Below are 25,575 nucleotides of genomic sequence, written 5' to 3' on the forward strand. Positions count from 1 at the left end.
TTATGTGCTGTCAGGCCTTGACGCCGGACATTGTTAGTTTGCTGAATTTGCATCTGGCGTTCCGTCAACGTGCCAAACCGAGAGAAGTCCGTCAAGAAAGATGCGATCCTTTGCTATCCCCTTGAGCATACTATCGGCTTCCTGCGGCAGACCGATCAGCCGCGCACCGGCATGGATGATGAGATCGCGCAGCGAAAAACCCGTTTCGGAATTGACCGGCTTCCATTCAAGGCGTGGCAAGGTGGTGGAAACGCCCTTGGTGCCAAGCCAGGCCACGGCTTCGTCCTCACCGCCAAGCCCATCGATAAGTTTTTTCTCCAGCGCCTGACGGCCTGTGAAAACCGCGCCATTGGCGAGCGCCAGCGCCTGTTCATGCGTAAACGAGCGGCGCTTTTCCACAATGTCCACGAACCAGGCATAGGAATCCATGATCATGTTGCGGATCATGCCCTTGGCTTCGTCGCTGGCCGGGCTGAAATAATTGGGTTCCGCTTTCAGCGGCGCGGATTTGATGGTTTCGACTTTGACGCCGATTGTGTCGAGAAGCTTCGAAAGGTCGGGATACTGGAACAGCACACCGATGGAGCCGATGATGGAGGTCTGCCGCGCCACGATATGGTCGGAAGCGCTGGCGATCATATAGCCGGCAGAGGCAGCCAGTGTGCCAACCTGCGTGACGACCGGCTTTTTCTCGGCGATCTTGCGCACGGCTTCAAAAATCGCTTCGCCGCCCACCGTTGTGCCGCCGGGCGAATCGAGAACCAGAATCACGCCCTTCACCGCATCGTTCTTGGCGATCCGGTCGAGACGCTTCAGAAGCTCCTCATTCTCGAAAATAGTGCCTTCGATGCGCACCTTGGCGATATGCGGCTGGGTGAGATTGGCGCCGCGCATCGACCATGAGGCGAAACCGGCGATCAGAACGGCGAGCAGAAGCAGAAAAGCCACGCGCCAGACGGTCAGCTTGCGGCGCAGCTTTCGTCTTTCTATCAGTGCTTCGGCGTCCTGGGCCATATTTGTCCATCCAATCGTCTTTATCAATATGAGCGGCCCCGAGGGGCGATCCCGAAAACTCTGGCGATCTTTGTGCCCCCAATTCAGTCGGGCGGCAAGAGCTTCGATCTTGCTACAGATTTCAAAGAGATAGTGCTGCAGAACTGCATTGTCATGACATGGGGACGAAAGATTCTGTCTTTGGTCAAAAAACCGGGCTCATTTGCAAGTTTAGCGGCCCTGCGACGCGCTGTAATTCAAGAGCAATTTGTGGTATCAAAGAGTTGATTAGCATTCTACCTAATTAAGGTAGGTGCTGATTGTGATGAAATATCAATGGGATAGGCGTGCTTGTCTTTCAGTTTGAGGCAGGTGCGATATTTTGTGTCGCCTTCTTGCTATTGAGCATCCGATCAAATTATCCCAAATAAACCATATTAAAATGAAAAAGCGCCTATTGATTGCAGGGAATGGACCTTACATCGGGCGTGCGCCTGTCTTCTGGGCGGGTGTTTCTCGACCGTAAGTTTATTGACCGGAAGTTTCTTGAATTGAGTGCCGTGGATTATCTGAAGGACGTCATGACAACCGACACCACAAACAGCCCCGTTGCGCAGACCGCAGCCCCTTCCGGGCGCGGCAAGGGCGGCGTGCGTTTTGGTGCGTCCCAGAAGGCCGAGTCGCTTTTTCATGCCGCGCAGCGCCATTCGATCCGGGTGCGGGTATTGAAAACCGCCCTGCCGGTCGCGGCCGTCGCGCTTGCAGCGGTGTTTTCCTGGTACACATTTCTGGCAACGCCGGCGACCCCGATCAAGGTCGAGATGAATACGGGCGGCGAGAACGGCAAGCTCGTCATGGCCAGCCCGCATCTCAACGGTTACACCAAGGACAACAAGCCCTATTCGATGACCGCCTCCAAGGCGACGCAGGATGCCAAAAATAGCGGCGTCATCACCCTGGAAGGCATTCAGGCGGAACTGCCGGTCGGTGAAAGAGGCACGGCAAAGGTCGAGGCGGCCTCCGGCATTTACGATAATGCCAATGGTCGTTTGCAACTTGATAAGGACTTTGTCGTAACCACGAATGAAGGTTTGCGTGCGGTGATGCGTTCGGCAGATGTCAATCTGAAGAGCGGACAGATCACAACCGACAAGCCGGTCGATATTCGCAGCGGAAATACGCGTATTCTGGCCGATACCATGCAGGTCAAGGACAACGGCAAGGTTCTGATTTTTGAGAACCGCGTTCAGATGACCGTTGACGGCAGCGTGGTTTCGGGAAACAAGGCGCCCTGACCGGGTGCAAAAGAACGGCATATCCGGCGTTCAGCCCCATTTTCGGGCCTGGCGCGGATTTGTTTTTTATACGCATTTTGCAAAGCCTTATGTTCCCATTTGGCGTCAAAGTGCTTAATGTTGCATCTGGAGGCAGGTTGTTTACATCATGACGCCTGCATTCGGGGACTGAATTTATGGAACGTGAGACGGGCAAGATGATCAAGGGCACTATGGCTCGCACGATGCGGGCAGGATTCGCAGTTCTGGCGCTTGGCATCGTTGCCGCTCCTTTTGCCGCTTCCGCACAGGAAGCCGCAGGCGGCGCAGTGAACGGCCTCAAGCTTTCCAACAGCAAGGCACCGGTCAAGATCGATGCCGACAAGCTGGAAATGCGCGACAAGGAAGGCGTTGCGGTTTTCACCGGCAATGTTTCTGTGGCGCAGGGCGACGCGCTGTTGAAGGCAGGTCTGATGACTGTCTATTACAACAAGGCGGCCAAGGACGGCGAAGCCCCGAAGGAACCGGCAAGCGCCGGTGTCGGTGGCCTCGATTCGTCGAGCATCGATCACATCGATATATCCGGCAAGGTTTACCTGAAGTCGGGCACGCAGGTCGCGACCGGCGATACCGGTCGTTACGACGCAAAAAACCAGATCATGATTCTCGAAGGCTCGAAGGTCGTTCTGACGGATGGTGACAATGTCGTCACCGGTTGCAAGCTGACGGCGCATCTCGATACGGGCCGCGCCAATGTCGAAAGCTGCAAGAGCGGCGCGAACAGCAAGGGCCGCGTGTCGATCATCATGGCGCCGAAGGATCAACAGCAGGGCGGTGCCGCGCCCAAGCAGAACTGACCGGAGCACGTGTGGGATTGTTCTGGAACAAGAAAGACGGCGAGCCGCAAGCGGTTGCCGAGAGTGTCGGCTCTTCGGGTGAACCTCATGGCGCCATGCCAGCACAGCCGGGCAAGACGGCGCGCCTGAAAGGCACGCTGGTCGCGCGCGGCCTCTGCAAGAGCTATCGTGGCCGTCAGGTCGTCAATGGCGTGTCGTTTGGCGTGCGCGCTGGCGAGGCGGTTGGCATCCTCGGCCCTAACGGTGCGGGCAAGACCACCTGTTTCTATATGGTGACGGGTCTGGTTCCAGCCGATGCCGGTTCTATCGAAATCGACGGTTTCGACGTGACATCCATGCCGATGTATCGCCGTTCGCGTCTTGGTATCGGCTATCTGCCGCAGGAAGCCTCGATTTTCCGTGGCCTTTCGGTCGAGAACAATATCAAGGCCGTGCTTGAAGTGGTCGAAAAGGACCGCAAGAAGCGCGCTTCCGAACTCGACGCGCTGCTGGAAGAGTTCCATATCGCGCATCTGCGCAAGGCGCCCGCCATCTCGCTGTCGGGCGGTGAGCGCCGTCGTCTGGAAATTGCGCGCGCGCTTGCCTCGCGCCCGAATTTCATGCTGCTCGATGAGCCTTTCGCGGGCGTCGATCCCATCGCGGTTTCGGATATTCAGCAGCTCGTGCGCCATCTGACCAGTCGCGGCATCGGTGTTCTCATCACCGACCACAATGTGCGTGAAACGCTCGGTCTGATCGACCGCGCCTATATTATTCACGCCGGTCAGGTGCTGACCCATGGCCGCCCGGCCGAGATCGTCGCCAATCCTGACGTCCGTCGTCTCTATCTTGGCGATCAGTTCACGCTCTAAGTTTTCCCTGACGACACAATAATCTGGCCCGAAAGCTTCGGCTTTCGGGTCTTTTAAAGCTGGCGCCGTTACAGCCGGTCTAAAAAATCCGTCAATATTGCGACTATTTTCCTCATTTGTCCCAAAACTGCACATTCTGAATTGACAAGCAAGGTTCATACCAGTTTTGATCGGGAAGAAGCGCCGGTCAGAAAGATCGGCTGAAAATAGCGGCTCAGGGTTCGGTCGACCAGTCGTTCGCAGGGGGAATTAACGCGTCGTATGGCTCTGTCGCCTAAGCTCGATTTTCGTCAGTCACAATCGCTGGTGATGACGCCTCAGCTGATGCAGTCGATCAAACTGCTGCAGATGACGCATCTTGAGCTTGAACATTTTCTCGATCTGGAAATCGAAAAAAATCCGCTGCTGGACAGAATAGAGGCAGCAAATGATGATTTTTCCGGCGCTGACGCGGCGCGGGATGATGACCGTTCTGCCGCAAGTGATGATGGAACGGATGATGGGGCCTTCGACGAAGCGCAGGCGGATTGGTTCAAGACCGACGCGCCGGACGCAGCTGAAAATCTCTCCACCACCTTCGACAGCTCGCTGGAGAATATCTTTCCCGATGATCCGGGGCGCTATGACGAGATCAATCCAGACCTCGCCGCCCAGTGGAAATCGTCGACCCTCGACGCCTATAGTGGCGGCAGCGGTGGCGGATATGATCTCGATCAGGTGACGGCGAGCCGGGTCTCGCTGGCTGACTTTGTGGGTGAACAGATTGCCCTGACTTTTCCGAAAACCTCCGACCGTTTCATCGCGATGGCTCTGGCCGATGCGCTGGACGAAAGCGGCTATCTGCGGGGCGATATTATCGGTCTGGCGCAAAATCTCGGCGTCGAGACCTCGGAGGTCGAACGGGTGCTGGCGATCCTGCAAAGCTTTGATCCGCCTGGAATTTTTGCACGCGATCTGCGCGAGTGCCTTGCGATTCAGCTGCGCCTGAAAGACCGTTTCGATCCGGCCATGGCAGCGCTGGTGGACAATCTCGACCTCCTGGCGCGACGGGATTTTGCGACGCTGAAAAAGCTCTGTGGGGTCGATCAGGCCGACATTCTCGACATGCTGTCTGAAATCCGTACGCTGGACCCGAAGCCCGGCGCTTTGTTCGAGGTCGCGGTGGCCGACGCCATCGTGCCGGATGCGGTGGTGACGCCTTCGCGTGACGGCGGCTGGGCGATTGAACTCAATCCGGCGGCCATGCCGAGGCTCATCGTCAACAATGAATATTATGCGGAAGTCAATGCTTCCGTGAAGGCTGAGGAAAAGACGTTTCTGGCCGATTGCATGCAGACGGCAAGCTGGCTGGTGCGCAGCCTCGATCAGCGCGCGCGAACCATATTGAAGGTGACGCAGGAAATTGTGCGCCAGCAGGACGGGTTTCTGCGCCACGGCGTGACCCATCTCAAGCCCTTGAACCTGCGCATGGTCGCCGATGCGGTGGGTATGCATGAATCCACCATCAGCCGCGTGACCGCCAACAAGTTCATGGAAACGCCGCGCGGCGTGTTCGAATTGCGCTATTTCTTCACGGCTTCCATCGCCTCTTCGGAGGGCGGTGACGCCCATTCTTCTGAAAGCGTGCGGCATCGTATTCGCCAGATGATCGACGCCGAAAAGCCCGATGATGTGCTGTCTGACGATGCAATTGTTGATGCCTTGAAGAAGGACGGTGTGGATATTGCGCGCAGAACGGTCGCAAAATATCGGGAATCGATGAATATTGCTTCATCGGTTCAGCGCAGGCGTGAAAAGAAAGCCAAGCTTTCTGTTTCTTAGAACGCATCCCGGAACGCGAAGCAGTTTTCGGAAAAGATGTGTGTCAAAACAACTGTTTAAACCACCGGTTCCCCGGTGGCCTGGAATAGACGATTGTACCTCCAGAGCGTTTTCGACCAGTTCAAGCCCCAGGAGAATGCTCTGAAATTTTGAACTTGAAGCACCGCACGATCAGAAAAAATCGATGATGATCGTGAGAACCGGCAGCGTTTCGAGTTGGCCTACTGGCAGGAGGACCAATTGACAAGCGCCATTTCAATCAATAGAAGCCCCGCTCGCGCTGCGACGCTGGCCCGAAAATGCCGGAATTCTTCGGTTTTGCGGGCTTATGCGTATGTGGCACGAAATATGCATCGGCTTTTTCTGAAAGAGAATGCGGATGTCCGATTGCTTAAAGGAAAGGCAGTTTAGCAGAAAGGGCAACGATCACGCGTTTGGGGCGTTGCATAAGACAAGGGATGTTCGGGGTGCCGTTTGACCGGTTTTAAACCGGAAAAGCGTGGATTTCGAAGGTGTTTCAAGGCTCTGACCGGCGATCCGGATCAAGGCTGAAAAACCCGTAGGATGAAAGCCATCTTTGATGACGGTTCGCTTTGCGCTTCGCTTGCCTTGTGATTAGACTAAGCCCTGTGGTGTAACGCAAATGAGGTGTGCCAATGACTCTGCGTGTATCTGGAAAGCATATGGACGTCGGTGAAGCTTTCACAACCCGGATCGTGGATCGGGTGAATGAAACGGTCGGCAAATATTTCGATCATGGCTTTTCCGGGCAGGTAACGGTCACGAAGTCCGGTTCACGATTCAGTGCGGATTGTACATTGCACCTCGACAGTGGTGCGACGCTACAAAGCACTGGCGATGCGCAGGATCCGCAGCTGGCTTTTGATGCGGCAGCGGACAAGATCGAAACCCGCCTTAGGCGCTACAAGCGCCGTCTGAAGTCGCGTACGGCTACCCAGCCAAATGCGATCTATGACGACGTGGCATATCGTGTTATGGCACCGCTGCCGGAGGAAGAGGAGGAGCTTCCGGCCGATTATGCGCCAACCATTGTGGCGGAAACGTCCGTCGCCCTGCGCACCATGTCGGTGGCTTCGGCGGTGGTCGAGCTTGATCTGATTGAAAATCCCGTTCTGGTTTTCCGGAACGCGGGCAATGATGAAGTAAACATCGTCTATCGTCGAGCGGACGGCAATATCGGCTGGGTTGACCCATCGACGGTTACCCGCCAGGCCGCGCCTCGCGTCTGACGGCAAACCCGAAGCGCACGTTACGCGTTATCGCCAGTGAAGGGCGAGCCCATTTATGGGTGGTTGCGTGCGCTTCCCAAAACCGGGCCGCAAACGGTCTGATTGAAGAAGGAACGGAGAGAATGGATCTTAGTGATCTGATTCAGCCGGGGGCGATTATCCCCGCGCTGAAAGCCAGCTCCAAAAAGCAGCTTTTGCAGATTTTGTCTGAAAAGGCTGCGGAACTGACCGGTCTCCCTGAGCGTGAAGTTTTCGAAACAATTCTCCAGCGTGAACGCCTCGGTTCAACCGGGGTGGGCAGCGGTGTGGCCATTCCACACGGCAAGCTGGCGAATATCGGCAAGATTGCCGGCATCTTCGCGCGCCTTGAAACGCCGGTTGATTTCGAGGCGCTGGACGATCAGCCTGTCGATCTCGTTTTCCTGCTGTTGGCTCCGGAAAATGCCGGGGCCGATCATCTGAAAGCCTTGTCGCGCATTGCGCGTATGCTCCGCGACCCGGATATGGTCGCCAAGCTGCGAGGCACCCATGATGCACAGGCGCTCTATTCATTTTTGACAGCCCAGCCGGCGTCCAACGCCGCCTGAGCCACTAAGCATAATCCGACCCGCATGAGATGACGGTCGGATTATGCTCCTAATAAGAGATTTTAGAGCGCCGGTCCGATGCAATCGGATTAAACGGCGCTCCACTATGCCGGATTTGTTTGTACCCGCGCTTTGAGAGTTGTTTTAAAAAAGCCGCCGCTCGGTCAGAGCGGTGGCCTTTCTGTTTCTGGCGGGGCAAAAAATACGTTTCAGTATTGATTGCTATGATGATCGCTTTGGGTGTCGTCTCCGCTGGAGAAACGGAAACACCTGTCTGGATCGCGTTTGCTGAATCCAAAGCCGTGCATGGCGCGGATTCCGGAATTTGGAGAGTAAAGCAACGTATAATGTTAGTTGTGCAATTGTTATTTTCGTTTATCTTCTTCAAGAAAGAGAACTAACAAAATATAGTATTTTCGAATCGGCGTATTTTTATATAGAATCAATCTCGTCAGAATATAAATTAGGAAGAATAAATTGAAGAAAGTCATTCTTGCATGGATTTCTTTGGCGTCTTTCACCAATGTTGCGCCGGCCGTCGACAATGAAGTTTGTAAAGAACGGGCAAGAAGTGATTGTACAAATAAGCCAGAGCTCGTAAAAACTACTTTTGATGCGTGTTTTCAAAATAAATATAAGTGGTGCATGGCAGAAAAATTTCAGCCAGGCCATGTAAAGTAAATAAGAGCGCGGTGGTGGAGGATTTTGTCGCGACGATCTTCTATCGCTTACATCGAGAATTGAAGCATAATCCGACCGGAGTGAAACGAGGATCGATAAGATTAGAGCCTGAATCAAAAAGCGGCATGTCTGTGCGAAAATGGTGATTTTCGAGTACCGGAGCGGAGCGTACTATTGGTACGAGAGCACCGGAATGGAGAAAACTGCCATTTGCAGCCACACAGGGCGACTTTTGGAACAGGCTCTTATGTTTGAAATATAAAAGCTTAGAGCGCCGACCTGATTCATTCAGATCGAAACGCGCCCTAGCATTACAGTTGCGTTTTTGATTTTAGATGAGCCCGTCTTGTTATGGCTTGGTGGCCCCTGCGCCAGCAAGACCATGCGATGACGTATGCCGGGTTTATACGTCGTTGGGCAAGTTTGTTTGCGATGCGTCGAATTTCTTGAACAGACCACCAGATCAAATCGTGATAGTCGGCATCCGCCGTCTTTTTGGGGTGTCGCGTCATTGGCCCGGTATCGGATCACCGCCATCATGGCGAAGGCGAGCATGACCAGGGAGACGTGGCGATGCCAGCCATGCCATGACCGGGTTTCGTTGTGATCAAGGCCAAGCTGGTTCTTGGTAAGCGCGATTTTCGATGCGCCTGGACGGCCTCTTCAGGCGTAATCGCGCACGGGTTCTAGCGGTACGCAGCTTTATTGGGCATTTGCCTTGGAGAAGTTGAACGGCAGCAGGTCGCCAATGTCGGCCGTTTCTTCGCGCTGAGGTAGCTCAGTAAGCACGTGGCGTAGCCAGGTGAGCGGGTCGACACCACAGGCGCGGCAAGTCAGCATCAGACTGTAGATCACAGCACTGGCCTTGGCCCCGTCAGCGGTATCGCTGAACAGCCACGATTTTCTTCCAGTGGCAAAAACTCTGATCTCGCGTTCCAGAATGTTGTTATCGATCGGCATCCTGCCGTCGCTGGTGTAACGCGTCAGGTAACTTCATTGGTTCAGGGTGTAGGACACCGCATCGCCGAGCTTGGTATCCGGCACGATCTTTGGCGCGATATTGTCGAGCCACGCCTTTAGGGCGTTCAGGATAGGCAGACTGTGCTGCTGGGGGAAACGGCGAATGCAATCGGCGTTTGTCTCCCTCGGATCTGGGGTCTTGTCTCTCGCCTGCCTTTCGATCCGGTAGAGCTGTTCGAAGAACCGGAGAGCTTGCTCCGGCGGGCCGCCACCATTCTTTCTCGCCTTGAGAGCATCAACGAAGCGCCGCCTGGAGTGAGCCATGCATCCGACATGGGTTGCGCCATTCAATGTGCGCCAGGCGGTGTAGCCATCAGTGACGAGTATCCCACGGTAGTCACCAAGGAAGGTCTGCGGGTAAATCTGACCGCGGCCGGGCTGGTAGTCGAGAAGCACGATCGGCTCGTCACTGTTCTCGCTGCTGCGGTACGCCCATATGTACGACGTGCTGGTGGCTTCCTTGTCCTTTTCCTTCAGCACCTGAACCGTCGTCTCATCGCCATGGATGAGAGACTGCGATTGCAGCCGCAGCTTCAAAGCATCGTAGATGCGATGTAAATGCTTCTCGCTCGAGCCGATGACCCAATGCGCAAGAGCGCCACGGCTAATCGGAACGCCGGCACGCTCGAATGTCTGAGCCACGCGGTAGAGCGGCGTGCCATCTACGTATTTGTGGACGAGAGCAAAGGCGAGCGTCGACGCGGTGGCGATGCTGCCCGGCAGGGGTTGCGTGGGCATGGGCGCGATTACGACGGGCGTGTTTATCCCCTTTTGGTCACAGTGCCGGCAGGCGTATTTGAACCGTACGTTCTGCAGGACCTTTGCCTTGATCTCGATATGGAGCTGCTCGCTAACGGCTTCTCCCATGCGATGCATTTGGCTTTTGCAGCACGGGCAAGCCTTCTGATCGTCAGCAAGGTCGTATTCGACACGCTCGCGCGGCAGGTCTGCTGGTAGGGGCCTGCGCCCCCGTTTTTGCCCGTAGCGCCCCCGGCCGCAGGCAAGCCAGTATCCGGAAGCTCGACGTCATCGTCTTCCTCGCTACCACCTTCGACCGCAGCCTCTTCGGCCTCGTTGAAGAGACGATCAATGTGCTTTTCACTGCGGGGGGCAAAGCGGTGCAGCTTTGCCAGTGCCAGTTCTTCTTCAAGCTTGATGACCCGCTGCGAGAGCGCTTCCTTCTCGGCTTTGAGTGCGGCGATTTCGGCAGCATTGGCTGCCAATTGCGCCATCAGTTCTGCAATGCTCGGTTCGCCGGTGCGCGTCATCAGATTCTTGAATCTGAACCGCCCCTGCGCGTCAATCGCAATTTGTCATCCTCAGCCAGCAATCTGATACTGCCGCACGGGATGGCGGACCATCGCATCTATATCGATGCCATCGAGGATCCAGTGGAGTTGCTCTGTCGTCAGCGTCACCACCGCAGTTTCCCGGCGGGGCCACCTGAACCGATCTTCTGGTAGCTTCTTCAGGACCATAACAAACCCGGACCGATCAAAGAACAAGAGCTTCACCCGGTCACGCCTGCGATTGCAGAAGGCAAACACCGATGGAGCAAACGGGTCCAGCTCCATCACCTCTTGCACAAGGACCGCGAGGCTGTTGATGCCCGCGCGGAAGTCGATGGTTCCCGATGGAGGTAGACCTTCAGATCAGCGCCCAGTCTGAACATGGCTCAACGCTCCTATGATTGCCGCCAGACCATCGACATCGCTGCATTCCAGCGTCAGGCTGATACCGTTCGGCAGCACCACGCTCAGCTTGGATGCATGACATCGCTTGCCGACCGGCTCCACATTCGTCGGTGGACCGCTGGCAGATGACGACTGCATATCCGTAGCTATCTGAACCGGCACGAACGTAGATACCGCAGGTAAAGCACTATCTTCTTTGGCTCTCTTTACCCACTTGCGAACGAGATTGGCGTTGACGCCGTGCTCCAGAGTTAGACGCGAAACCGAAACGCCGGGCTCTAAACACGCTGCGACAAGCCGATCTCGGGAGGCAGGGTCATATCGACGGCGGCCGTCGCGGCCAACAAGCCGCACCTGCAGTTTAGGAGTATCGTCCATGATTTGGTGTCCACCTGTTTTGGTGGACACTTCATGCATCAGAGCACTGTGCTTCAGAAGGTGCACAGAAATTCGCGCTTACGGTTCTTGGCGGTCTCGAAGCTGTCTTCGATTGCCCAGCGATGGCCTTCAACGGAAACGAGCGTCTGGATGTCCGTCCCGGCCGGACAGCATGTGGTGAAGAAGGCAAGCTCACCGTCGCTGATATTGCGCCGGATCAGCAGGCCACGGGTCCAAAGCCCGGAAGCTGTCTCATTATATTCGTCAGCATCAAGATCGGCGAGTTCACAATAGGCCCAGTCATGAAGTCGTGGGCCTTTCGTGCCTTCGCCAGCGGACAGACGCTGCCATGCATCTGAAGCCAAATCACAAGCGATCTTCTGCGCGGTGCCAGCAACCTGAGGCTTGCCAGCCCAGGATCCGAAGTGATGATCGGATTTTACACCAAGAACATAGCCTTTACAGGCACGGCGCAGACAACCTTCAATTTCCCCGACGCCATACACCGCATCGCCAGCCACCCATGAAAATGGCACATCCGCTGCCAGTGCACGCTGTATCATATCGATAGCCAGCCCTGGTTTGGTAGTGAAGGCTACATTCTCAGGAACATGGGTTGCTGCAAGCCTTGACGGATCGCCGGTCCAGCTCTTCGGCAAGTACAGGGCCCGATCGATAAAGGCATGACCGCGAACGGACACATAGGCGGCGAATACACCGATCTGGCAGTTCGTTATCTTGCCAGCCGAACCTGTATACTGACGGGCAACACCACATGATGTCTTGCCCTGCTTGAGGAAGCCTGTTTCGTCGATGACCAGGACCGCATCATCCGTGGCGAGGTTTTCTACGACATACTCTCGTACGATGTTGCGCAGCTCATCTGCATCCCAGCGCCCGCGTCCCAGAATGGCTTGTGCCGCCACGGACCGGGATCACCGGCCGCCTTAGCACGCATCCAACCAGTCTTCCGCCGCTCGTCACCCAGCAAACCGTCCAGGAAAAGGTTCGCAGAGGCTGCAACGCGCTCCTGCGTAAACAGTCCGCGCATACGAGCCTTCACGTCGCGCAACGATGATGCCCAAAGCTCAAGCGTCGTCTCGATTGATGCACCTGACATCCATGACCTCCGATTCATGGAGACCCATAGATTCAGACATTGAATAAAATAGGCAACTGTAATGCTAATGCATTTTGCGTGTAGATGACCATAAAAATAAGAGCCTGTTCCAAAAGTCGTCCTGTGTGGCTGCAAAGGGCAATTTTCTGCGTTCCGGTGCTCACGTACTTTGAGTACGCTCCGCTCCGGTCCTCGAAAATCACCATTTTCGCACAGACATGCCGCTTTTTGATTCAGGCTCTAAGAAAAGTATTTTTACGCTGATTGTTCTTATTGCTGCTTCCGGTTCTGCTTTAGCGGATATCAAGGCCTATGAAGAATGTGTCAGGAATGAGCAGGCGGCGGCTACCGAGGCTTATCAGCAAGAAGTTCAGAATGGGCATGGCTCTTGGGTTTACACGACATATGTAAAGCGCTTTAAAAACGCTCCGTTGTTTTGCTCAAAGCAATAAATATTAGCGGGCAGATTCTCTGCAATAACCGCACAATAATGACGATAGCGACTCTGCATGGGGGAGCCGCTCAAAACATGCTTTAAAAAAGGCTCGCTCATTATTAGGCTTTCATAATCTAAATATTTATATAGAGATATTTATGTGACTGAAATATGAAAGGAAAAATATAAATGAATAAGTATGCCTATGTATTGGTTTCTTTGATTGCTTCTTTTGGTGCTATAGTTTCGCCTGCTTCTGCGGCGGACAATCGGTTGATGTGCTGGAATAAGGCTAAGGAAACTTGTAAGAACCATCCGGAAGGTTCTGGTGCTTATAGGATATGTTTCAATCGGGAATACAATAACTGCTTGAAAAATAACCAAGATTAATTCCATTGTTATGACATGATCTATAATAATATAGGTATTGTATCAAAATGCGAACGGTTTTATATCAAATTACACTCAGCGTAAAATTTATTTTTATTTGAATTGTGCGTCATTCAGTGTAAATATTGTGATTTATAAAAATAAATCACTTATTTTTATGTAGAATCCGTTTCTGATATAGTTGCACTATTAATCTTGAGATCAATATTTCGTATCTGTTTGGAGTGATGATTTTTAGGGAAATATAGGTGAATATATGAAGAAATATGCTTTATTACGAGTGCCTCTTTTTGCTGCTTCCGGTTCTGCTTTCGTGGATACCAAGTCCTTTTAAGGATGTGTCAGGAATGAGCATGCGGCGGCCACCGAGGCTTATCAGCGAGAAGTTTAAAACGGGCATGGATCTTGGGTTTACACGGCACATGTAACGCGTTTTTAAAACGCTCCGGCGTTTTGCTCAAAGCAGTGAAGATTAGCGGGTAGCCTCTCGCTCTAACCGCGCAATGAGGACGATAGCGGCTTCCTTACAAGGCGGGCCGCTATCGCTACATATTCGACAGGGCTGCCATTTTAGTTGAGCAGCACCGTGCGTAATTCGTGTTCATGGGCGCCTTGCAGCGCGGTGGCGCGGACATCGGAGAGCACGATAGGCTCGCCGCTTGCGCCAAAGAGGGCCCAGAGCTCAAGGCCCGGCTCGATTGGTGGGAGGGCAGGGAAGCTGCGAGCAAGGTCGTCGGAGCGAATCTTGCGCACGTAGGCAATTTCACCTTCGCCCAGATGAGCGAATTCATTTTCGGTGAGAACCTGTTGTCTGTTCATGGTCTTAGCCTCCATTTGAGCGGCACACCATTCACGGCTATGCCGCACCAGAGCTTCACGATAGTTATCATAGCCTTAATGACTGAACGAAACCTGAACGTTTTTCAGTCTTTCACAGCTATGTTGATTTTCTTGATCAGCCGTTCCGGTTCCGGTCGGTCGAGATCGACAGCGAGAAGACCGTTTTTCAACTCGCAACCCAGCACCCGCATACCATCGGCCAGCACGAACACACGCTGAAACTGACGCGCCGCGATGCCGCGGTGCAGATATTCGCGTTCGGTGTCGTCGGTCTGTCGACCGCGGATGACAAGCTGGTTGTCTTCCGTCATGACGTCGAGATCGTCGCTGGCAAAACCTGCCACGGCAAGCGTGATGCGCAAGCGCTCAGAGCCTGTTTCGCCGCGCAGGCGTTCGATATTATAGGGTGGGTAGCCATCGCCGGATTTTGCAATCCGTTCGAGTGTCTTTTCCATCGTGTCGAATCCGAGCAAGAGAGGGCTCGAAAACGGAGTCATTCTTGTCATTGCATCAGTCCTTGATGAGAAGCGACCGTTATGAAGAGAACCCGTTCGGCGTATCTCTTCGCTAACTGATATGGCTTGTGAAAAGCCCGACTTCAAGGGCCAATGCCGGAATCCCCCTTCGTTCTATCGTAAAACGACGATGGGGAGGGCGATACCCGCCACTGTTGCGGGGCGGGCAGTGTCAAACTTAGCATATCGAGAAATGTGTTCTACCGTCTTGCTTCGGCAAGCGCTGCGCGAAAAGCGGTGGCGAAATCCTCACGGTCGTCGGGGTTCAGAAAGCTGCCGATGGCGACATGCTTGTCGCGGCTTTCAACGCTCATATCCGTGATGCCGATGTCCGGCTTTCGCGCCACGCGAAAGCGTGTCCAGAACGGATTGAACTGATGTGCGGTCAGTTTGCCGGATGGTGCGTATTGGCGGATGTGCAGGGCTGCACGCGAAACGGAAATCTCTTCGCGGGCCTGCGCCGCGCGATAATTCCAGCGAAATGCCAGATAGATCAACAGCACGTCGAGGCCGAAAAAGCCGAAGATCGGCCAAGCGCCGATGGACCAGAACAGAATGCCGACAGAAATCCAGCAGGCGATGAGGGCTGCCATCAGAACGGTAAAGCCCGTGCGCCCCAGCGAGCGATAGGGTCTCAGCAAGGCTTCAAAAATAGGGGTCTCGAACCTGTCCGGTTCCGCGCCATCTGGATGGTGCATGGGTGTCTGAGCCTTTGAACGCCGCCTGCGTCAAGCTGCGGGTTGTCTTCCAGGAACAGACCTCAGTATAGAGACAGAATGCAAAAGGCCAAAATCAAATCGCCCGTGACTGTTTCCGCCGCCCCGCCAGCACGGCGTCCGCGCCGCGTGGCTGGTACGCTCTATACGGCTGATGAGATTCACGAAATCTTTCGCCGCTTCTCCGTGCAGCGCCCGGAACCGAAGGGCGAACTGGAGCATGTGAACGCCTTCACCCTGCTGGTCGCGGTGGTGCTGTCGGCGCAGGCGACGGATGCGGGCGTCAACAAGGCCACGCGCGGCCTGTTTGCGGTTGCCGATACGCCGCAGAAAATGCTGGCGCTGGGCGAGGAAAAGGTCGGCAGTCACATTCGCACCATCGGCCTTTGGCGCAACAAGGCGAAGAATGTCATCCTGCTTTCGGAAGCACTGATCCGCGACTATGGCGGCGAGGTGCCAGGCGACCGTGACGAGCTGGTCAAACTGCCGGGCGTCGGGCGCAAGACCGCCAATGTTGTGCTCAACATGTCGTTCGGCCAGCCGACCATGGCGGTGGACACGCATATATTGCGTATCGGCAACCGGATCGGTCTGGCGCCCGGCAAGACGCCGGAAGCGGTCGAGGCGATATTGGTGCGGGTGATACCGGCGGAATATATGTTGCACGCCCATCACTGGCTGATCTTGCACGGGCGCTATACCTGCAAGGCGCGCAGGCCCGAATGCGAACACTGCGTCATCGCCGATATCTGCAAGTCGCCGGAAAAGACCTGCGACGTGCCCGCCGCACTGGTTCCGCTTCCGCCTCAGGCTTAAGTTCTGACAGGCTTTGCGGCCTCGCGCTGCGATATGGCCTTGTGCAGATGCACCATCATGGTTGCCGCAAAAAGCGGGGTCAGAAGATTGACCAGCGGAATGGCCATGAAACCGGCGATCAGCAAGCCTGCCAGAAAGACCGTCACGCCATAATGCGAGCGTAGCGCCCTGGCTTCCGCTTCGGTGCGATGGCGCATGGCGGCGAATTCGAAAAATTCGCGTCCGAGCAGATAGGCGTTGATGACGAAAAAGGCGATCAGGTTGATCCCCGGTACGAAAAGCAGAGCTAGCGCCAGCAGGTTGCCAAGGATCACCACGCCGAGGAATTTCAGCGACGTCACAATTGAACGTCCAAGCGGCAGGGCATTGCCCGCAGGATCGTTCGGATAATCCGTGCGCTCGACCACTTCCGCCACATCGTCGAGGAACAGACCGGCCACAAGAGCGGTCACCGGCGCGATCATCAGCGCCAGCACAAGCGCAAGCCCCAGTCCCGCCGCGACAGCGGCGACGATTCCGAGCCAGCCTGCCCATGCGGGCATGCCCGGCAGCAATTGCTCCATCCACGGCCAGGCATAGGTAAAAAAGATTTGACGAATGCTGACCCAGAGACCGGCCAGCAGCAAAAGCGTCAGACCCAGCGTTTTCCAGAAAACCGAGCGAAACTCCGGCGTCAGCAGGCGGGAGAGGGCTTTCAAGGCAGCGTCTATGATCATTCTTTTTCCGTTTTGCGCCTGTTTTGGCTGTGGACGAACTGAAAATAGGAACGAGCCGTGGGCTGTGCAAGCCGGACTACCCACATCCCGGGATTGGCGCGGGGTAGCCAAAAGGGCGGCAAAAGGCTAAACCCGCACGCGCATATTTGCATAAGCGTATCAATTCCACGATACGCAGCTGGCGCCAAAGCCTCCTCCTGCCATATCGAGGGCGGGCTGGAGAACTGAAAAAAGGGGAGCTTCTCGCGCTCATGGCCACATTCGACGTTCTTTGCATCGGCAATGCCATTGTCGATATTCTGTCGCGTACGGACGACTCATTTCTCGAAACCAACGGTATCGTCAAAGGCGCAATGAACCTGATCGATGCCGATCGTGCAGAATTGCTCTATAGCCGCATTGCAGGTCCGGCGACTGAAATGTCGGGCGGCAGCGCGGGCAACACGGCGGCAGGCGTCGCCAGCCTGGGCGGACGCTCCGCCTATTTCGGCAAGGTAGCGACTGACCATCTCGGACGTGTCTTCGCGCATGATATCCGCGCGCAGGGCGTGGCCTTCGATACGCGTCCGCTGGAAAAGGGGTCGCCGACCGCCCGCTCGATGATTTTCGTGACGCCGGATGGCGAACGCTCGATGAACACGTTTCTCGGCGCTTGCGTCGAGCTTGGACCGGAAGACGTCGAGACCTCCAAGGTCGCCGATGCCAAAGTCACCTATTTTGAAGGCTATTTGTGGGACCCGCCGCGCGCCAAGGAAGCCATCGTGATGGCGTCAAAGATCGCGCATGAGGCGGGCCATGAAATGGCCATGACGCTCTCCGATCCGTTCTGCGTGGACCGCTATCGCGAAGAGTTTCTCGACCTGATGCGCCAGCGCACGGTCGATATCGTCTTCGCCAATGAAGACGAAGCCAAATCGCTCTATCAGACCAAGTCGCTCGAAACGGCGATTGCCTCAATGCGGATGGATTGCAAGCTGTCGATCATCACGCGCTCGGAAAAGGGCGCTGTCATTGTGACGCCTGATCAGACGCTCGAAGTTCCAGCCATCGAGATCGACGAACTGGTCGATACGACCGGTGCGGGCGATCTTTATGCGGCGGGTTTCCTCTATGGCTATACCAAGGACCGCTCGCTGGAAGATTGCGCACGGCTTGGCTCGCTTGCCGCCGGTCTCATCATCCAGCAGATGGGCCCGCGTCCGCTGCTCAGCCTTGAGGCTGCTGCAAGTCAGGCTGGCCTGATTTGATCTGATCCGGTTATTCGGACCGAATGATCCGGTCGCGCTGGAGTTCTTCTTCGGTGCGACCGGGACGGCTTTTATATACCGGCAGGTTCCAGCCGAAATAAAGCGCCCCGCCGCGCACGGTAAAACTGGTCAGCGCCGCGACCACTGCCGAGAAGAACGGATCGACACCAAGGCGCGCCAGCCCGACATAGAGGCAGGCTCCCGCCAGTGCCGCCGTGATATAGATTTCCCGCCGCATGATCACCGATGGCTCTCCGGCCACCATATCGCGCAGGATACCGCCCAGCGTGGCGGTGAAAATGCCCGTGACGATGGCAACCGGCGCGCTGACGTCAAGCGCAAGCCCCTTGGCGGCACCCATCACCGTGTAGGCCGACATGCCGATGGCATCGAGCCAGAGCAGCACGCGATAGCGTGATTCCACCCTATGGGCGGTGAAATAGACCGCGAAGGCGGCCAGTGTGCCCGCCAGCAGATAGATCGGTTCCTGAACCCAGAAAACCGGCGTGCTCAGCATCAGATCGCGCAGCGTTCCGCCGCCGATGCCGGTGATATTGGCAAGAAAGATAAAGCCCACAATATCGAGCTGCCGCCGCGAGGCGGCAAGCGCGCCTGTTGCCGCGAAGACGAAGACACCCGCAAAGTTCAGAAACTGCACGACGGTCACGCGGGCTCCCCCCAGCAAGATACATGAAGCGATTTTCTATTGCTCTGCGCGCCTTGGCAATATGTGTGTATGAGCGCAGGTCAGCAGATACAAAAAAGCGGCGGATAAACCGCCGCTCTGATCGTCTATCTCAGTAGATAGGCTTTATCAGCTGTTGGCTTCCGCGCCGCCATTTTCGGCAGCAGCCTTGGGGCCACCCTTGGATACGCCGACCATGGCCGGGCGCAGCACGCGGTCGCCAATGGCGTAACCAGCCTGCACAACCTGCACGACGGTATTGTTCGGCAGATCCGGGTTCGGTACCTCGAACATGGCCTGGTGGAAATTCGGGTCGAATTTCTGGCCTTCCGGCTCAAGCTTGGTGACGCCGTGGCGTTCCAGCGCCTGCAGCATGGCGCGTTCGGTCATTTCCACGCCTTCGGCCAGCGACTTCAGGCTGGCATCGGCTTCCAGCATTTCGGCTGGAATGGTGTCGATGGCGCGGCGCAGATTGTCGGAAACCGACAGCATGTCGCGGGCGAAATTGGTCACCGCATAGGTGCGGGCATCCTGCACGTCGCGCTGGGTGCGCTTGCGCAGATTTTCCATTTCGGCAGCAACGCGCAGAACCTGGTCCTTGAGTTCCTTGTTATCGGCTTCGAGCGCGAGAATACGGTTTGCGGTTTCATCGACCGCATTGTCCGCTTCGTCTTCCGCAACTTCGGCGCTGGCTTCCGCCTTGCGCGCTTTCAGGAAATCGGCGGCAGCCCGGTTCAGCGCCTCACGATCCCGTGGATTGTTGATGTCGCGCTGCTCAAGATCGGGGTTCTCGGTTTTGTTCTTTTCGTCAGACATAATGCTTCTTCCGTCTTGAATATCTTCTGGGGCGGATATCGAGTTTCAGGCCATTAAAATCAAGGCTTAATTTCTGCTGACCCGGTAAGATTGACACCTCACCGCAACAGCCGCGACACGATCTGTGCCGTATAGTCCACCATCGGCACGATACGCGCATAATTGAGGCGGGTCGGGCCGATGACGCCAAGAGCCCCGACCACGCGCTGTTCGCTGTCGCGATAGGGCGCAACCACCAGCGACGAGCCGGACAGTGAAAACAGCTTGTTTTCCGAGCCGATGAAAATGCGCACGCCCGAACCGGTTTCGGCCAGATCGAGAAGCTGGACCATGCCGTCCTTGGTTTCCAGATCGTCGAAGAGATGGCGCAGGCGCTCGATATCTTCCTGCGCGTGAATATTTTCGAGAAGATTGGCGCGCCCCCGCACGATCAGCCGTGACGGCTGGTCGGAACCGGTGCCGCCCCAGACGGCGAGGCCCTGTTCGACAAGTTCCTGCGAAAGCTGGTCGAGTTCCTGACGGGTTTCCTCCATCAGCACTTTCAACTCGGCCTTGGCTTCGGAAAGCGTATGGCCGTGAATATGCGCGTTGAGGAAATTGGACGCTTCGACCAGCTGCGAAGCGCTGATGCCGACTGGCAGATTGATGACGCGGTTTTCCACATCGCCATTCTGCATCACCAGCACGGCCAGCGCGCGGGTCGGCTCAAGCCGCACAAACTCGATATGTTTCAGCGCGCCTTCGGTCTTGGTGGCGAGCACGAGACCAGCCCCCCGCGACAGGCCCGACAGGACCTGACTTGCCTCGGTCAGCACGTTTTCAACCGAATTGCTGTTTCCGGCGGCGCGCACCTGCGCCTCGATGGACGAGCGCTCGCCGGGCGCCAGATCGCCGACTTCCATAAAGGCATCGACGAAAAAGCGCAGGCCGATCTGCGTCGGCAGACGGCCCGCCGACACATGCGGCGCATAGATCAGGCCCAGATGCTCCAGATCGCTCATCACATTGCGAATGGTGGCGGGCGAGAGCGAATGTGGCAGAAGACGGGACAGATTGCGCGAACCAACCGGGTCGCCGTCGTTGAGATAGCTCTCGACGACCAGCCGGAAAATTTCGCGCGACCGCTGGTCGAGCGAATTCAAAAGCTGATGTTCAGGCGATTTCATCATGATAGAGCGGCGAACCTGTTGATTGCTTGCCTTGAATATAAGGTTGCTGCGCCAAGCGTCAAAGGCTTTAGCCTCACACTGGCAATCCTCTCAACATATCTTTGGCCCCGGAACGATGTGAAATGCCTTTCTATTTGTGCCCGGGGGGCCTAAAAAGCCGCACGGAAAACTTTGAATCCCAAAAAACTCGATCAAGGAATTTACTATATGCGTCCATCCAAGCGTGCTGCCGACGAAATGCGCGCCGTCTCTTTCGAGCGCGGCATCTCCAAACATGCGGAAGGCTCCTGCCTGGTCAAATTCGGCGACACCCATGTTCTGTGCACGGCAAGCCTTGAGGAAAAGGTGCCGGGCTGGATGCGCAATACCGGCAAGGGCTGGGTTACGGCGGAATACGGCATGCTGCCGCGTTCGACCGGCGACCGCATGCGCCGTGAAGCAGCCACCGGTAAGCAGGGCGGACGTACGCAGGAAATCCAGCGTCTGATCGGACGCTCCTTGCGCGCTGTTGTCGATATGCAAGCGCTGGGCGAAGTGCAGATCACGGTGGACTGCGATGTCATTCAGGCCGATGGCGGCACGCGCACGGCAGCCATTACCGGCGGCTGGGTGGCCCTGCATGAATGCCTGCGCTGGATGGAAGCGCGCCAGATGGTACGGGTCGAGAAGGTGCTGAAGGACCACGTTGCGGCTATTTCCTGCGGCATCTATGAAGGCGCTCCTGTTCTCGATCTCGATTATGCGGAAGATTCCGTCGCCCAGACCGACAGCAATTTCGTCATGACCGGCGCAGGCGGCATTGTTGAAATTCAGGGCACCGCCGAGGGTGCGCCTTTCTCGGAAGAAGAGTTCCTGAACCTGATGAAGCTGGCGCGCAGCGGTGTGGATCGTCTTGTGTCGTTGCAGAAAATGGCGGTCGCTTAAGAGCCTCACTCAAAAAAGCGTATTTGCAGCCGCACAAGACGACTTTTGGAACAGGCTCTGCTAGGACAGTGTCTGCTCCATCTGAATAAGGAGACCTGATCCATGCGCGCTGCACGTATTCTTGAAACGGCTCTCTATGTTCGCGACGTCGCCGAGGCGGTAGAATTCTATCGCGACACGATGGGGCTGGAGCCGGTGGGCCAGCTTAGCGAGCGCAACGCTTTCTTCCGCTGCGGCGAGGGCATTTTGCTGCTTTTCAAGGCGGAAGAAACCTTGAAGCCGCCTTTGCCCGGCCATCTGCCTGTGCCACCACATGGCACGACGGGGCCGGGTCATGTATGTTTTGCCGCAAGTCGTGCCGAGATCGACGACTGGCGGGAACATCTGCAACAACATGGCGTCGCCATTGAGGCCGGTTTCGATTGGCCCAATGGCGCACATTCGATTTACTTCCGCGATCCATCCGGCAATTCGCTGGAGATCGCCGAACCCAAACTATGGAACTGAAAATGAGAACGCTGGAAAAGGGCAAGCTGATTGTCGCCTCGCACAATGCGGGCAAGCTGAAGGAATTCGACGGGCTGATCGGCCCGTTCGGCTTCGATGTCAGCTCGGTCGCGGCACTTGGCCTGCCGGAGCCGGACGAGACCGGCACCACGTTTGAGGAAAACGCCTATATCAAGGCGCTTGCTGCGGCTGAAGCCACCGGCTTGCCCGCTCTTTCCGATGATTCCGGCCTGATGGTCGATGCGCTGGACGGCGAGCCGGGCGTCTATACCGCCAACTGGGCCGAGACCGAAGACGGCACGCGTGATTTCAACATGGCGATGCGCAAGGTCGAAGATCTGTTGCAGGAAAAGGGTGCGACGAGCCCGGACAAGCGCGGCGCACGTTTCGTCTCCGTCATCTGCCTTGCATGGCCGGATGGCGAAGCGGAATATTTCCGCGGCGAAGTGGAAGGGGTGCTGATCTGGCCGCCACGCGGCACGACCGGCTTCGGCTATGACCCGGTGTTCTTGCCGGATGGCCATGAGAAAACCTTTGGTGAAATGTCCGCCGACGAGAAGCACGGCTGGAAGCCCGGCGACGCCGAGGCCCTGTCGCACCGCGCCCGCGCCTTCAAGCTTTTTGCCGAAAAGGCGCTCAATGTGGAACAGGCTTCCGTGAAATGAACAGGCTCTTTCCCCCTTTGCAGGCGAAAAATGCTGCCAGCGCGATCCCCATCGCGCGTGCGAATGGGGAAACCGCGTTCGGCGTTTATGTGCACTGGCCGTTCTGTCTGGCCAAATGCCCGTATTGTGACTTCAACAGCCATGTCCGTCATAAGCCGGTGGATCAGGCGCGGTTTTCTGAAGCGTTTCGCCGCGAGATGGAAACGCTGCGCGAGCGCACCGGCCCACGCACGGTCACCAGCATTTTTCTGGGCGGCGGCACACCCTCGCTGATGCAGCCCGAAACAGTGGGTGCGCTTCTGGATAATATTGCGTCGCATTGGTCTGTCGTGCCCGACATCGAAGTGACGCTGGAGGCCAATCCGACCAGTGTGGAAGCCGACCGTTTTCGCGGCTATCGCGCCGCAGGCGTCAATCGCGTGTCGCTCGGCATTCAGGCGCTGAACGATGCCGATCTGCGCCGTCTGGGGCGTATGCATTCGGTCGATGAGGCAAAGGCGGCCATTCGCTTAGCGCGTGAGATTTTCCCGCGCCTGTCCTTCGATCTGATCTATGCGCGTCCGAACCAGAGCATCGAGGCATGGCGCGAAGAGCTGAAGGAGGCCATCGGACTGGCTGCCGATCACCTCTCGCTCTATCAGCTGACCATTGAGGAAGGCACGCAGTTCTATAATCTCTGGAAGGCTGGGAAGCTGACCACGCCGGAGCCGGACCACGCCGCAGCGCTCTATGAAGAAACGCAGCGGGTGACGGCAGAGCATGGTCTCCCGGCCTATGAAATTTCCAATCACGCAGTGCCGGGGCGCGAGTCGCAGCACAATCTGGTCTATTGGCGCTATGGGCAATATGTCGGCATCGGCCCCGGTGCACATGGGCGTTTCGTGGAAAACGACGTGCGCACGGTTACGATTACCGAAAAGCATCCGGAAACCTGGCTCGATCACGTTGAACGGCGCGGCCACGGTATTGTCGAGGAGGAATATCTCGATGGCGGGCAGGAGGGTGACGAGTTCCTGATGATGGGGCTTCGTTTGCGCGAAGGCATTGATCTGGATCGCTACAAGCGGCTGTCGGGCCAGAGCGTTGACCAGAAGCGTCTGGCGAAACTGATTGCCGAGGGCATGATCGAGCCGATGGGCAGTAGCATCATTCGCGCAACACCGGACGGTGCGCTGGTGCTGGATGCGCTGGTGGCCGATCTGGCCGCATGAGGGGTAAGCAATGACTGAGGATATGGGCGACGCACGGCGCGATTATGTGGTGGGTGGCACAGCCATGCGCGCCCGTCCGCTGGAACCCGCGCTTTATATCGTCTCGACGCCGATCGGCAATCTTGGCGATATGACGCTGCGCGGCATCGAAACGCTCGCCGCAGCCGATGTTTTGGCCTGCGAGGATACGCGTGTGACCCGTGTTCTCCTCGACCGCTACGGCATTTCCCGCCGCCCGATCAGCTATCACGAGCACAATGCCGCCGAAGCCGGAGAAAAGCTGATTGCCGCGCTGTCAGCGGGCAAAAGCGTTGCGCTGGTGTCGGATGCGGGCACGCCGCTCGTTTCCGATCCGGGCTTTCGTCTGGTCGGCGAAGCACGCGAGGCGGGTATTCGTGTCGTTCCCATTCCGGGTGCTTCCGCCGTTCTGGCCGCACTCGCCGCTTCGGGCCTGCCGACCGACGCCTTCATGTTCTGCGGCTTCCTGCCATCCAAGCATGGGCAAAAGCAGACGAAGCTGGAAAGCCTCAAGGGCATCGACGCAACGCTGGTCTTCTACGAATCGCCAAACCGGACAGCGGCGACGCTGGCCGAAATGGCCGAAGTGTTCGGGTCGGATCGTCTGGGCGCGCTCTGCCGCGAACTGACCAAGGCCTATGAAACCATTCGCACTGCTCCGTTGGGCGAACTGGCGAAGGAATTCGACGGTGAGGATCGCATTCGCGGCGAAGTGGTTCTGCTGGTCGGCCCGCCGACAGGCAACACAATTCCGCAAAGCAAGGAAGACATCGACAAGCTGCTTCTGTCGCTTGCCGCCGAACTGCCGCCATCCAAGGCTGCAGGCGAGGCGGCGCGCATGACAGGCGGGCAGAAATCGGTTCTCTATCAGCGTCTTATGCAACTGAAATCGGATCAGCGATGACAGACCTCCGCGAGAAAAAGCGCGTTGCTTTCTTTCGCGGACATAGCGCCGAACGCTTTGCGGCGATGGTGCTTCTTTTGAAAGGTTTTCGCATTGTCGCGCGGCGCTATCGGACACGGCTCGGCGAAATCGATCTGATCGCCCGGCGGGGCAATCTGGTGCTGATCGTCGAGGTCAAGGCGCGCAGCAGTCTCGAAGCAGCGCAATTGGCCGTCACGCCGCAGGCGATGCGCCGTATCGAAGCTGCAGCTGATCTCTGGCTGCAACGCCAGCCCGACCTTGACCGTCTGTCTCTTCGTTTCGACCTGATTGCCGTGCTGCCGCGCCGCTGGCCAAAACACGTTCCGGCCTTCTTCTCGAGTGGCGCTTATCGATAAGCCTATGTAAATCCTATAAAAATTGTGGGATATATTTCCGGCCTTACGGGAAATTAAAATCCCGCAAACGGCTGTTTTGAGAAAAAGTGATGCTCGC

General features: G+C 56.5%; 26 protein-coding genes and 3 pseudogenes. 16 read left to right on the forward strand and 13 right to left on the reverse strand.

The window, feature by feature from the left end; all coding sequences use genetic code 11:
* Positions 1–33 precede the first annotated feature (33 nt).
* Positions 34–1,014 (reverse strand): signal peptide peptidase SppA, encoded by a 981-nt coding sequence (gene sppA / locus HWD97_RS05545; protein WP_109368181.1) that lies wholly within the window; start codon positions 1,012–1,014, stop codon positions 34–36.
* A gap of 560 nt (positions 1,015–1,574) precedes the next feature.
* Between sppA and lptC the strand changes: the two genes are divergently transcribed.
* The 6 genes from lptC to ptsN all read left to right on the forward strand — a co-directional run bounded on the left by lptC (position 1,575) and on the right by ptsN (position 7,633).
* A complete protein-coding gene (lptC, locus tag HWD97_RS05550; protein ID WP_371834874.1) occupies positions 1,575–2,288 on the forward strand; it encodes an LPS export ABC transporter periplasmic protein LptC in 714 nt (237 codons plus the stop codon).
* Positions 2,289–2,464: 176 nt separating this feature from the next.
* Positions 2,465–3,124, forward strand: coding sequence for an LptA/OstA family protein (locus HWD97_RS05555; protein ID WP_109368182.1), 660 nt, complete (start codon positions 2,465–2,467; stop codon positions 3,122–3,124).
* A gap of 11 nt (positions 3,125–3,135) precedes the next feature.
* Complete coding sequence (lptB, locus tag HWD97_RS05560; RefSeq protein ID WP_109368183.1) at positions 3,136–3,975, forward strand: LPS export ABC transporter ATP-binding protein; 840 nt, start codon at positions 3,136–3,138, stop codon at positions 3,973–3,975.
* Between the two features lie 261 nt (positions 3,976–4,236).
* Positions 4,237–5,796, forward strand: coding sequence for an RNA polymerase factor sigma-54 (gene rpoN / locus HWD97_RS05565; RefSeq protein WP_121537122.1), 1,560 nt, complete (start codon positions 4,237–4,239; stop codon positions 5,794–5,796).
* 656 nt (positions 5,797–6,452) lie between these two features.
* Positions 6,453–7,046 (forward strand): ribosome hibernation-promoting factor, HPF/YfiA family, encoded by a 594-nt coding sequence (gene hpf / locus HWD97_RS05570; protein ID WP_109368185.1) that lies wholly within the window; start codon positions 6,453–6,455, stop codon positions 7,044–7,046.
* Between the two features lie 122 nt (positions 7,047–7,168).
* A complete protein-coding gene (gene ptsN, locus HWD97_RS05575; protein WP_078339638.1) occupies positions 7,169–7,633 on the forward strand; it encodes a PTS IIA-like nitrogen regulatory protein PtsN in 465 nt (154 codons plus the stop codon).
* Positions 7,634–8,602: 969 nt separating this feature from the next.
* On the opposite strand, the pseudogene HWD97_RS05580 reads toward ptsN, so the two are convergent.
* The 5 genes and pseudogenes from HWD97_RS05580 to HWD97_RS05600 all read right to left on the reverse strand — a co-directional run.
* A pseudogene (locus HWD97_RS05580) lies at positions 8,603–8,941 on the reverse strand (hypothetical protein); the annotation flags it as partial.
* Between the two features lie 75 nt (positions 8,942–9,016).
* A pseudogene (locus HWD97_RS05585) lies at positions 9,017–10,602 on the reverse strand (IS66 family transposase).
* Between the two features lie 51 nt (positions 10,603–10,653).
* The gene (gene tnpB, locus HWD97_RS05590; protein WP_121537126.1) at positions 10,654–10,959 is read right to left on the reverse strand and encodes an IS66 family insertion sequence element accessory protein TnpB; all 306 of its coding nucleotides are present in this window, start codon (positions 10,957–10,959) and stop codon (positions 10,654–10,656) included.
* A gap of 27 nt (positions 10,960–10,986) precedes the next feature.
* A complete protein-coding gene (locus tag HWD97_RS05595) occupies positions 10,987–11,406 on the reverse strand; it encodes a transposase (protein WP_371830794.1) in 420 nt (139 codons plus the stop codon).
* 86 nt (positions 11,407–11,492) lie between these two features.
* Positions 11,493–12,544, reverse strand: a pseudogene (locus HWD97_RS05600) (IS701 family transposase); the annotation flags it as partial.
* A 200-nt stretch (positions 12,545–12,744) separates the two neighbouring features.
* On the opposite strand from HWD97_RS05600, the gene HWD97_RS05605 reads away from it, so the two are divergent.
* Positions 12,745–12,978: a hypothetical protein gene (locus HWD97_RS05605; protein WP_167836044.1), complete on the forward strand. Its 234-nt coding sequence runs from the start codon at positions 12,745–12,747 to the stop codon at positions 12,976–12,978.
* 173 nt (positions 12,979–13,151) lie between these two features.
* On the forward strand, positions 13,152–13,352 hold the full coding sequence (locus HWD97_RS05610) for a hypothetical protein (protein ID WP_147437990.1): 201 nt from the start codon (positions 13,152–13,154) through the stop codon (positions 13,350–13,352).
* A 570-nt stretch (positions 13,353–13,922) separates the two neighbouring features.
* On the opposite strand, the gene HWD97_RS05615 is transcribed toward HWD97_RS05610, so the two are convergent.
* From HWD97_RS05615 to HWD97_RS05625, 3 genes are all read right to left on the reverse strand, one after another.
* A complete protein-coding gene (locus HWD97_RS05615) occupies positions 13,923–14,186 on the reverse strand; it encodes a DUF1150 family protein (protein ID WP_371830795.1) in 264 nt (87 codons plus the stop codon).
* 89 nt (positions 14,187–14,275) lie between these two features.
* Positions 14,276–14,698, reverse strand: a complete 423-nt coding sequence (locus HWD97_RS05620) for an Hsp20 family protein (protein ID WP_109368187.1) — start codon at positions 14,696–14,698, stop codon at positions 14,276–14,278.
* Between the two features lie 209 nt (positions 14,699–14,907).
* Positions 14,908–15,405: a DUF2244 domain-containing protein gene (locus HWD97_RS05625; protein WP_121537130.1), complete on the reverse strand. Its 498-nt coding sequence runs from the start codon at positions 15,403–15,405 to the stop codon at positions 14,908–14,910.
* 78 nt (positions 15,406–15,483) lie between these two features.
* Here HWD97_RS05625 and nth point away from each other — a divergent pair, with 78 nt between their 5' ends.
* Complete coding sequence (gene nth, locus HWD97_RS05630) at positions 15,484–16,239, forward strand: endonuclease III (RefSeq protein WP_109368189.1); 756 nt, start codon at positions 15,484–15,486, stop codon at positions 16,237–16,239.
* On the opposite strand, the gene HWD97_RS05635 is transcribed toward nth, so the two are convergent.
* Positions 16,236–16,955, reverse strand: a complete 720-nt coding sequence (locus HWD97_RS05635) for a sulfate transporter family protein (protein ID WP_109368190.1) — start codon at positions 16,953–16,955, stop codon at positions 16,236–16,238. The two genes, nth and HWD97_RS05635, sit on opposite strands and share 4 nt — an antisense overlap.
* A gap of 251 nt (positions 16,956–17,206) precedes the next feature.
* Here HWD97_RS05635 and HWD97_RS05640 point away from each other — a divergent pair, with 251 nt between their 5' ends.
* Complete coding sequence (locus tag HWD97_RS05640) at positions 17,207–18,202, forward strand: adenosine kinase (protein WP_109368191.1); 996 nt, start codon at positions 17,207–17,209, stop codon at positions 18,200–18,202.
* Positions 18,203–18,212: 10 nt separating this feature from the next.
* Here HWD97_RS05640 and HWD97_RS05645 read toward each other — a convergent pair whose 3' ends face one another.
* The 3 genes from HWD97_RS05645 to hrcA all read right to left on the reverse strand — a co-directional run bounded on the left by HWD97_RS05645 (position 18,213) and on the right by hrcA (position 20,872).
* On the reverse strand, positions 18,213–18,869 hold the full coding sequence (locus tag HWD97_RS05645; protein WP_121537132.1) for a trimeric intracellular cation channel family protein: 657 nt from the start codon (positions 18,867–18,869) through the stop codon (positions 18,213–18,215).
* A 147-nt stretch (positions 18,870–19,016) separates the two neighbouring features.
* Positions 19,017–19,703 (reverse strand): nucleotide exchange factor GrpE, encoded by a 687-nt coding sequence (gene grpE, locus HWD97_RS05650; RefSeq protein ID WP_109368193.1) that lies wholly within the window; start codon positions 19,701–19,703, stop codon positions 19,017–19,019.
* 98 nt (positions 19,704–19,801) lie between these two features.
* Positions 19,802–20,872, reverse strand: coding sequence for a heat-inducible transcriptional repressor HrcA (hrcA, locus tag HWD97_RS05655; RefSeq protein ID WP_109368194.1), 1,071 nt, complete (start codon positions 20,870–20,872; stop codon positions 19,802–19,804).
* A 207-nt stretch (positions 20,873–21,079) separates the two neighbouring features.
* Here hrcA and rph point away from each other — a divergent pair, with 207 nt between their 5' ends.
* The 6 genes from rph (at position 21,080) to HWD97_RS05685 (ending at position 25,478) form a co-directional block, all read left to right on the forward strand.
* Positions 21,080–21,796, forward strand: a complete 717-nt coding sequence (rph, locus tag HWD97_RS05660; protein ID WP_078339626.1) for a ribonuclease PH — start codon at positions 21,080–21,082, stop codon at positions 21,794–21,796.
* Positions 21,797–21,898: 102 nt separating this feature from the next.
* Positions 21,899–22,303 carry a VOC family protein gene (locus tag HWD97_RS05665; protein ID WP_109368195.1) on the forward strand — a complete coding sequence of 135 codons (405 nt, stop codon included), beginning with the start codon at positions 21,899–21,901 and terminating at the stop codon, positions 22,301–22,303.
* A 2-nt stretch (positions 22,304–22,305) separates the two neighbouring features.
* Positions 22,306–22,968: an RdgB/HAM1 family non-canonical purine NTP pyrophosphatase gene (gene rdgB / locus HWD97_RS05670; RefSeq protein WP_121537446.1), complete on the forward strand. Its 663-nt coding sequence runs from the start codon at positions 22,306–22,308 to the stop codon at positions 22,966–22,968.
* Positions 22,965–24,179 (forward strand): radical SAM family heme chaperone HemW, encoded by a 1,215-nt coding sequence (hemW, locus tag HWD97_RS05675; RefSeq protein WP_121537134.1) that lies wholly within the window; start codon positions 22,965–22,967, stop codon positions 24,177–24,179. Before rdgB ends, hemW begins: the two co-directional genes overlap by 4 nt.
* 10 nt (positions 24,180–24,189) lie before the next feature.
* Positions 24,190–25,101: a 16S rRNA (cytidine(1402)-2'-O)-methyltransferase gene (gene rsmI / locus HWD97_RS05680; protein ID WP_121537136.1), complete on the forward strand. Its 912-nt coding sequence runs from the start codon at positions 24,190–24,192 to the stop codon at positions 25,099–25,101.
* Positions 25,098–25,478, forward strand: a complete 381-nt coding sequence (locus tag HWD97_RS05685) for a YraN family protein (protein WP_109368198.1) — start codon at positions 25,098–25,100, stop codon at positions 25,476–25,478. Before rsmI ends, HWD97_RS05685 begins: the two co-directional genes overlap by 4 nt.
* Positions 25,479–25,575 lie beyond the last annotated feature (97 nt).

Source organism: Ochrobactrum sp. C6C9, from assembly GCF_022627935.1.
Lineage (GTDB): Bacteria > Pseudomonadota > Alphaproteobacteria > Rhizobiales > Rhizobiaceae > Brucella > Brucella teleogrylli.

Bases quoted from the DNA above. Each gene is read 5' to 3' on its own strand.
- sppA (WP_109368181.1), bottom strand. From the start codon at position 1,014: ATGGCCCAGGACGCCGAAGCACTGATAGAAAGACGAAAGCTGCGCCGC.
- lptC (WP_371834874.1), top strand. From the start codon at position 1,575: ATGACAACCGACACCACAAACAGCCCCGTTGCGCAGACCGCAGCCCCT.
- HWD97_RS05555 (WP_109368182.1), top strand. From the start codon at position 2,465: ATGGAACGTGAGACGGGCAAGATGATCAAGGGCACTATGGCTCGCACG.
- rpoN (WP_121537122.1), top strand. From the start codon at position 4,237: ATGGCTCTGTCGCCTAAGCTCGATTTTCGTCAGTCACAATCGCTGGTG.
- hpf (WP_109368185.1), top strand. From the start codon at position 6,453: ATGACTCTGCGTGTATCTGGAAAGCATATGGACGTCGGTGAAGCTTTC.
- ptsN (WP_078339638.1), top strand. From the start codon at position 7,169: ATGGATCTTAGTGATCTGATTCAGCCGGGGGCGATTATCCCCGCGCTG.
- HWD97_RS05595 (WP_371830794.1), bottom strand. From the start codon at position 11,406: ATGGACGATACTCCTAAACTGCAGGTGCGGCTTGTTGGCCGCGACGGC.
- HWD97_RS05605 (WP_167836044.1), top strand. From the start codon at position 12,745: ATGCCGCTTTTTGATTCAGGCTCTAAGAAAAGTATTTTTACGCTGATT.
- HWD97_RS05610 (WP_147437990.1), top strand. From the start codon at position 13,152: ATGAATAAGTATGCCTATGTATTGGTTTCTTTGATTGCTTCTTTTGGT.
- HWD97_RS05615 (WP_371830795.1), bottom strand. From the start codon at position 14,186: ATGGAGGCTAAGACCATGAACAGACAACAGGTTCTCACCGAAAATGAA.
- HWD97_RS05620 (WP_109368187.1), bottom strand. From the start codon at position 14,698: ATGACAAGAATGACTCCGTTTTCGAGCCCTCTCTTGCTCGGATTCGAC.
- HWD97_RS05625 (WP_121537130.1), bottom strand. From the start codon at position 15,405: ATGCACCATCCAGATGGCGCGGAACCGGACAGGTTCGAGACCCCTATT.
- nth (WP_109368189.1), top strand. From the start codon at position 15,484: ATGCAAAAGGCCAAAATCAAATCGCCCGTGACTGTTTCCGCCGCCCCG.
- HWD97_RS05635 (WP_109368190.1), bottom strand. From the start codon at position 16,955: ATGATCATAGACGCTGCCTTGAAAGCCCTCTCCCGCCTGCTGACGCCG.
- HWD97_RS05640 (WP_109368191.1), top strand. From the start codon at position 17,207: ATGGCCACATTCGACGTTCTTTGCATCGGCAATGCCATTGTCGATATT.
- grpE (WP_109368193.1), bottom strand. From the start codon at position 19,703: ATGTCTGACGAAAAGAACAAAACCGAGAACCCCGATCTTGAGCAGCGC.
- hrcA (WP_109368194.1), bottom strand. From the start codon at position 20,872: ATGATGAAATCGCCTGAACATCAGCTTTTGAATTCGCTCGACCAGCGG.
- rph (WP_078339626.1), top strand. From the start codon at position 21,080: ATGCGTCCATCCAAGCGTGCTGCCGACGAAATGCGCGCCGTCTCTTTC.
- HWD97_RS05665 (WP_109368195.1), top strand. From the start codon at position 21,899: ATGCGCGCTGCACGTATTCTTGAAACGGCTCTCTATGTTCGCGACGTC.
- rdgB (WP_121537446.1), top strand. From the start codon at position 22,306: ATGAGAACGCTGGAAAAGGGCAAGCTGATTGTCGCCTCGCACAATGCG.
- hemW (WP_121537134.1), top strand. From the start codon at position 22,965: ATGAACAGGCTCTTTCCCCCTTTGCAGGCGAAAAATGCTGCCAGCGCG.
- rsmI (WP_121537136.1), top strand. From the start codon at position 24,190: ATGACTGAGGATATGGGCGACGCACGGCGCGATTATGTGGTGGGTGGC.
- HWD97_RS05685 (WP_109368198.1), top strand. From the start codon at position 25,098: ATGACAGACCTCCGCGAGAAAAAGCGCGTTGCTTTCTTTCGCGGACAT.